The sequence below is a fragment of the Streptomyces sp. CLV115 genome (genome assembly GCF_038448545.1).
In the GTDB taxonomy this organism is placed as follows: domain Bacteria; phylum Actinomycetota; class Actinomycetes; order Streptomycetales; family Streptomycetaceae; genus Streptomyces; species Streptomyces sanglieri.
On sequence record NZ_JBCEWQ010000015.1, the window covers coordinates 93,595 to 100,011 of the forward strand.

Below are 6,417 nucleotides of genomic sequence, written 5' to 3' on the forward strand. Positions count from 1 at the left end.
TGGGGTTACGCAAATCGGACCGGACGGCCTACCGGCCCGCTTGTGCTCAGCAGGCGCCGACCCATTCCTCGGTACCGTCCGAGAAGCGCTGGTGCTTCCAGATCGGGACCTCGTGCTTGAGGTCGTCGATGAGCTTCCGGCAGGCCGCGAACGCCTCGGCGCGGTGCGGGCAGGAGACGGCGACGATCACCGCGAGATCGCCCACTTGGAGGTCACCCACCCGGTGGACGGCGGCCAGCGCCCGGACCGGGAAATTCGCGACGACCTTCTCGGCCACCCGGCGCATCTCGTCCTGCGCCGAGGGATGGCAGGAGTACCCGAGCGCGCCGACGTCCTGCCCTGCGTCGTGGTTGCGCACCGTACCGACGAAGAGCGCCGTGCCGCCCGCCGCGTCGTCCCCGACGGCCCGGAAGACCTCGTCGACGGAGAGCGGGGTGTCGCGAATCTCCAGCAGCCGGACGGGGTCGCCCGCCGCCCGCTCGCCGGGGTGGTCAAAGGTGGGAGCCATGAGGCCCATGGTGCCGCACGGCGCCGACAAGGCGGAATAGCGTTTTCCACCGGCGGGCCGCCCCTGGCCTTGGAGCCTTCTACGGAAGCTCCCGCTCGGGCGGTCCCCGCCGGTCGGCCCTCAGATGCGGCGGCGGGCCTTGCGGGCGCGGCGGACCAGGGCGGCGGTGCCCAGCAGCGCCACGGTCGCTCCGGCGGCACCGGCCGCGGTGGCGTCCTTGCGGCCGAGACGGCGTCCGGCGACGGTGTGCCTGCCCTCGACCTCTTCGAGGAGCGCGGCGAGCACCTCCTCGTTGGTCCAGGCCGGGCGCCAGCCCACGTCGTGCAGCCGGCTCACGCTGACCACCCAGGGGTGCATCGTGTAGGCCAGATCACCCGCCGGGGACGGGGTGAGGCCGATCCGGTGCAGCCTGGCGGCGGCGCCCAGGGCCACCGCGGAGGGCAGCTCCATCCGCCGTACGCCGCTGAGCTCCTCGACCTCCTCCTGCTCCAGCCAGCCGTCGCAGCCGACCGCGAACTCGCCGTCGATCTTCTCCAGCGCGGCGTACTCCAGGGCCGTGACCAGGTCGTCGACGTGGCAGAACTGCCAGGTCGGACGCGATCCGGCGACGACCAGGAGGCGCGGCGACTCGAAGTAGCGGGTCAGCGCGGTGTCCGTACCGCCGACCAGCACGGTGGGCCGGACCACGGTCACGTTGAGTCCGGGGTGGGCGCGGGGCGCGCGGCGGCCGAGCCGCTCGATCTCCAGGAGGTCGCCGACACCGGTGGCCTCCGCGGTGGCGCGCAGCTCGGCGTCCTCGGCGAGCGGCACGTCGTTGTCGGGCAGCGCCCCGTAGACCATCGCCGATGTGCAGAGCACCACCCGGTGGACGCCGACGGCCGCGGCGGCCGTCAGCACCGTCTGGGTGCCGCGCACGTTGTAGGCGGTGCGGGCGGCGGGGTCGGTCTCCAGGTCGAGATCGAGCGCGAGATGCACCACGACATCTGCGCCGCGCAGTTTCTCCGCGATGGCGGGGTCGCGTACGTCGAGGATGTGCCAGGTCGCCTCGGAGACCTCTCCTCGGCGTTCGTCGATGGCGATGACCTGCTTGATCTCCTCGGATGCCGCGAGGCGTGCGGTGAGCAGCTCGCCCACGCCCCCTGCCGCACCGGTGACCGCGACGACCGGGCCACGGTTCTTGGAGCGGTTCTTTTCTGTTTTGTTCTCGGTCGAGGGGGCGGACAGGTTTCGCGCTGCGCGAACCTGAGGATCTGGGGAACTCACCGGGCGTCTCCAGCGGTTGTCTTCAGTACGTACCCGAATGACGCGTGCGTACCAGGTGGCGTCCATCCTGCCGCAGGCCGGGAGCCGGCGGAGCACTGAGGCCCTGAGCGGACTTTTGGTGTCTACGCTGGATGGTGATGTCGGGCAGTCGCCGTCGGTTCGAGCCGACGGCCCTACGAGCCGAGGAAACCCGTGAGTGACACCCCATTCGGATTCGGCCTTCCGCCGGAGGAGCCGGAGAACGGCGACGAGGGCAAGAAGAAGGACCCCACCGGAGGTGGGCAGGGTTCGGGCGGGCCTGCGAACCCGTTCGGCTTCGGGCCCGGCGCGGGCGGGGACAACCCGTTCGCGGCGATGTTCGGCACGATGAACCCCAATGACCTGGGCGCCGCCTTCCAGCAGCTCGGCCAGATGCTGAGCTACGAGGGCGGTCCCGTGAACTGGGACATGGCCAAGCAGATCGCCCGCCAGACGGTCTCGCAGGGCACGCCGGACGGCACGAAGGACGCCAGCGTCGGCCCGTCCGAGCGGTCCGCGGTGGACGAGGCGCTGCGCCTGGCCGATCTCTGGCTGGACGGCGTGACGTCGCTGCCCTCCGGTTCGGTCTCGACCGTGGCGTGGAGCCGTGCGGAGTGGGTCGAGGCGTCCCTTCCCGCCTGGCAGAAGCTGGTCGACCCGGTGGCGGAGCGCGTCGGTCTCGCGATGGGCGATGTGCTGCCCGAGGAGATGCAGGCCATGGCCGGCCCGCTGATCGGCATGATGCGGTCGATGGGCGGCGCCATGTTCGGCCAGCAGATCGGGCAGGCCGTCGGGGTGCTGGCGGGCGAGGTGGTCGGTTCCACCGACATCGGCCTGCCGCTGGGCCCGGCGGGCAAGGCCGCGCTGCTGCCGCTGAACGTGGAGCGGTTCGGCAAGGACCTCAGCGTGCCGCAGGACGAGGTGCGGCTGTACCTCGCGCTGCGCGAGGCCGCGCACCAGCGTCTCTTCGCCCACGTTCCGTGGCTGCGCTCGCATCTGTTCGGTGCCGTCGAGGGCTACGCGCGCGGCATCAAGGTCGACACCAGCAAGCTGGAGGACGTGGTCGGCCAGTTCGACCCGTCGCAGCCCGAGCAGCTCCAGGACGCCCTTCAGCAGGGCATGTTCCAGCCGGAGGACACCCCGGAGCAGAAGGCCGCCCTGGCCCGGCTGGAGACGGCTCTCGCGCTGGTCGAGGGCTGGGTGGACGCCGTGGTGCACGAGGCCGCGAAGTCCCGTCTGACCTCGGCGGACGCGCTGCGCGAGACGATGCGCAGGCGCCGCGCCTCCGGCGGTCCCGCCGAGCAGACCTTCGCCACGCTCATCGGCCTCCAGCTGCGCCCGCGGCGGCTGCGTGACGCCTCGCGCCTGTGGGCCTCGCTCACCGACGCGCGCGGTCTGGACGGGCGCGACGCCCTGTGGGAGCACCCCGACATGCTGCCCACGGCCCAGGACCTGGACGATCCGGACGGCTTCGTGCACCACGAGCAGCTGGACTTCTCCGAGCTGGACAAGATGCTCGGCGAGGCCGCGAAGGGCCCGCAGAAGCCCGCCGCGGACGCGGACGGCAAGGGCCCGGCCGACAGCGCGGAGACCGAGGACCGCAAGGACGACGGCAAGGGCGACAGCGACCGGTGAGCCTGTACGACGACGCCGTTCTCGTCCTGAAGGGGTACGAGAGCCCGGACCCCGCCCAGAGTGAGCTGCGCCAGGGCTACCTCGACCATCTGGCACAGCACCCCGACGGCATGTGGAAGGCCTGCGGGGCCGGCCATCTGACGGCCAGCGCGCTGGTCGTCGACCCGGAGCGCGGCCGGGTGCTGCTCACCCTGCACCGCAAGCTTCGGATGTGGCTCCAGATGGGCGGTCACTGCGAGCCCCAGGACGCGTCGGTCGCCGACGCGGCGCTGCGGGAGGCGACCGAGGAGTCCGGCATAACCGGCCTGACCCTGCTCGGTGGCGGCCCGGTGAGGCTGGACCGCCACCCGATCCCCGCGCCCTGCCACTGGCACCTGGACGTGCAGTACGCGGCGCTGGCACCCTCCGGGGCCACGGAGCAGATCAGCGAGGAGTCGCTGGACCTGCGCTGGTTCGCCTACGACGAGGTCGCCTCGGTGGCCGACGCCTCGGTCGTACGGCTGATGGAGCAAACCCGTGCCGAGCTGGACCGGCGCCGGTAGGAACCTCCCTGCGAACACGGGTGAGGGGCGGGCTCCCCGGAGACCGCCCCTCACCCGTGTTCGCCTGCCGGTGCGCGGTGGTTCAGTTCCAGGAGTTGTTCTGGTTCTGACCGTGGGCGCCCTGCTGGCCCATGCCGAACTGGGCGCGGACGCCCTGGCCGATCTCGTGGTTCTGCGGGGGCAGCACCTCGCTCGGCTGCACGAGGGCGAAGCCCTGGCCGAGGAAGCTGAGCTCCCAGCCCTCGCCGGTGTTCCCGCGCCGCCGCCAGACGCCCGAGGAGTGCGTCTGGGCCTGCATCTGCACCCGCAGCGAGCTGGACCAGGCGACGATCGCGTCGGCGTCGGCGTTGACGTACTTGTCGGGCGTGACCTGCATCATCAGCGGCTGGCCGGAGGTCATCAGGGCGACCTTGCCGGTGCCGGAGATGTTGAGCTGGTACTTCCCGGTGCCCGAGATGCCGTACTGGCTGTCCACCGCGATGACCTCGGTGTGCAGCGAGGAGTCCAGTGCCAGTACATAGGCGCTGTCCACCGTGATCCCGTCGTGGTCGACGTCCACGACGTGGATGTACTGCGCGAGGTTGGCGAGGTAGACGGTGCCCTGCCCCGAGCAGCGCATCAGGTCGAGGCCCTCACCGGTGCTCGCGCGGGCGCGGCGCTGTCCGTGCGACTGGTACTCGCCGTCGAACTCCATCAGCCCCTGGTACGCGACCATGGCGCCCTTGCGGGCGAGGACGTCGTCGTGGCCCGTCAGCGAGACCCGCAGGAGCTGCGGGTTCTGGACGGTGTACCGGTCCTGGGACTGCTGTTCGGTGTAGCTGAAGAGCGGACTCTGCATGGTGTGTTCTCCTCCCCCGTCAGTTCCGGACGCGCAGGCGGTCGGTACTGTCCTCGCTCGGCTGTACGACGACGATGCCCTGGCCGGAGAACGCCATCTGGTACGCCTCGCCGCTGCCCCGCCCGATGAGCGAGGAGGCCTTGAAGCTGCGCTTGCCCTTCACCTTGAGGTTCGGGGACCACGCCACGAGGGCGTCCGGGTCGACGTAGGTCTCGTCCTCGCCGCGTCCGCAGTCGACGACGATCGGCGTGCCGCGCGAGGTGATCGCGACCCAGCCGGTGCCCGAGATGCAGACGTTCCACAGGCCCTGGCCGGCGAACTTGGCGAGGCCCTTGACGCGTTCCACGCCCCAGGTGAGATGACCGTCGAAGGCCAGGACATTGGTGCCGTTGACCGAGAGGGAGTCGTTGTTGAGGTTGATGACGACCACATCGGCGCCGTAGTCGGCGAGGTAGAGCAGCCCGTCGCCGGAGCACTTCATGATCGGCGCGCCCTCGCCGGTGATCCACTGGGAGGCGATCTGCCGGACGGCGGGCGGGTTGGGTTCGTACTGGATGAAGCCCTCGTACGCGACCATCGAGCCGGTACGTGCGTAGAGGTCCTGGCCGGTGGCCATGGCGACCTTGAGCATCGTGTGGCCGTGGTTCTCCATACGGGCCGTGACGGGGGTCGGGGCGTAGCCCGCGAGCTGCTGGTTCATGACGGGCTCCCTCAGACCTCGTAGGGCTGGACGACGATGAAGTTGCCGGGAGCGCCCCGGAACTGGAGGTTCACGGTCTCCCCGCTGTGTCCCGGGTACGCGTTGCGGCGCAGCCGGACCTGGCTGGAGATGATCACCTGGGACGCGGCCGACCAGGCCACGACGGCGTTGCAGTCGGCGAAGGTGGTCGGCGTGACCGGCAGGACGACGGGGACGCCGTGGGTCTTGACGACGACCGTGCCGGTGCCCTGGAACTGCATGGTGAACAGGGCCCCGCCGGGGATGCCGTGGCCCTCGATCCGGCGGACCTCGTGCTGCAACGACTCGTCGAAGGCGAGGACGTTCTCCGCCGAGACGCAGATGCCGTCGCCCTGGAGCTCGATGGCGTGCAGATGGGAACCGTCCTCGGCGAGGAAGACCTGTCCGCGGCCGCTGCAGCGCATCAGCTGCATTTCCTGGCCGGTGGCGTTGCCGACGATGCGGCCGGCGAAACCGGCGCCCTTGTACCCGAAGTCGACCTTGCCCTGGTACATCACCATGCTGCCCTGGCGGGCGAGCACCGGCGTACCACCCATGGTGAGGTCGACGCGCATGAGCTGCTGGTTCTGCGGGGTCCAGCGCTGACCGGTGGGCGTCTCCTTGTACGGCTGGAGCGCCGCCTGGAGACCGGCACCGGCCTGCGGAACGCCTTGCGGCACGCCCTGGGGCACACCGGGCGGCTGCATCCCCGGCGGCTGCATACCGGGGGGCTGCATGCCGGGGGGCTGCTGACCGTACGGAGCCGGGGCCTGCTGACCGTACGGGCCGGGAGGCTGCTGGCCGTACGGGGCGGCGGCACCGTGCCGCCCTGCGGCGCCAGCGGCGCGGCCATCGTCGGCGCGGCGTGCATCTGCTGCTGCGGCGTGGGCGGCAC

At 71.2% G+C, this 6,417-nt stretch carries 6 protein-coding genes and 1 pseudogene; 2 read left to right on the top strand and 5 right to left on the bottom strand.

Translation table 11 applies throughout. From position 1 onward, the window contains the following. Window positions 1-46: 46 nt before the first annotated feature. Together AADR41_RS08810 and AADR41_RS08815 are read right to left on the bottom strand one after the other, a co-directional pair. Window positions 47-508 (bottom strand): molybdenum cofactor biosynthesis protein MoaE, encoded by a 462-nt coding sequence (locus AADR41_RS08810; protein WP_342280746.1) that lies wholly within the window; start codon window positions 506-508, stop codon window positions 47-49. Between the two features lie 120 nt (window positions 509-628). Then, a complete protein-coding gene (locus AADR41_RS08815) occupies window positions 629-1,771 on the bottom strand; it encodes an SDR family oxidoreductase (protein ID WP_342280747.1) in 1,143 nt (380 codons plus the stop codon). Between the two features lie 192 nt (window positions 1,772-1,963). On the opposite strand from AADR41_RS08815, the gene AADR41_RS08820 reads away from it, so the two are divergent. Then, window positions 1,964-3,424, top strand: coding sequence for a zinc-dependent metalloprotease (locus tag AADR41_RS08820; RefSeq protein ID WP_342280748.1), 1,461 nt, complete (start codon window positions 1,964-1,966; stop codon window positions 3,422-3,424). Next, the gene (locus AADR41_RS08825; RefSeq protein ID WP_342280749.1) at window positions 3,421-3,966 is read left to right on the top strand and encodes an NUDIX hydrolase; all 546 of its coding nucleotides are present in this window, start codon (window positions 3,421-3,423) and stop codon (window positions 3,964-3,966) included. The genes AADR41_RS08820 and AADR41_RS08825 overlap by 4 nt, the downstream gene beginning before the upstream one ends. Before the next feature lie 82 nt (window positions 3,967-4,048). On the opposite strand, the gene AADR41_RS08830 is transcribed toward AADR41_RS08825, so the two are convergent. The 3 genes and pseudogenes from AADR41_RS08830 to AADR41_RS08840 form a co-directional block, all read right to left on the bottom strand. Next, window positions 4,049-4,804: an AIM24 family protein gene (locus AADR41_RS08830; protein ID WP_259928763.1), complete on the bottom strand. Its 756-nt coding sequence runs from the start codon at window positions 4,802-4,804 to the stop codon at window positions 4,049-4,051. Window positions 4,805-4,823: 19 nt separating this feature from the next. Further along, window positions 4,824-5,504: an AIM24 family protein gene (locus tag AADR41_RS08835; protein ID WP_342280750.1), complete on the bottom strand. Its 681-nt coding sequence runs from the start codon at window positions 5,502-5,504 to the stop codon at window positions 4,824-4,826. An 11-nt stretch (window positions 5,505-5,515) separates the two neighbouring features. Continuing rightward, a pseudogene (locus AADR41_RS08840) lies at window positions 5,516-6,417 on the bottom strand (AIM24 family protein); the annotation flags it as partial.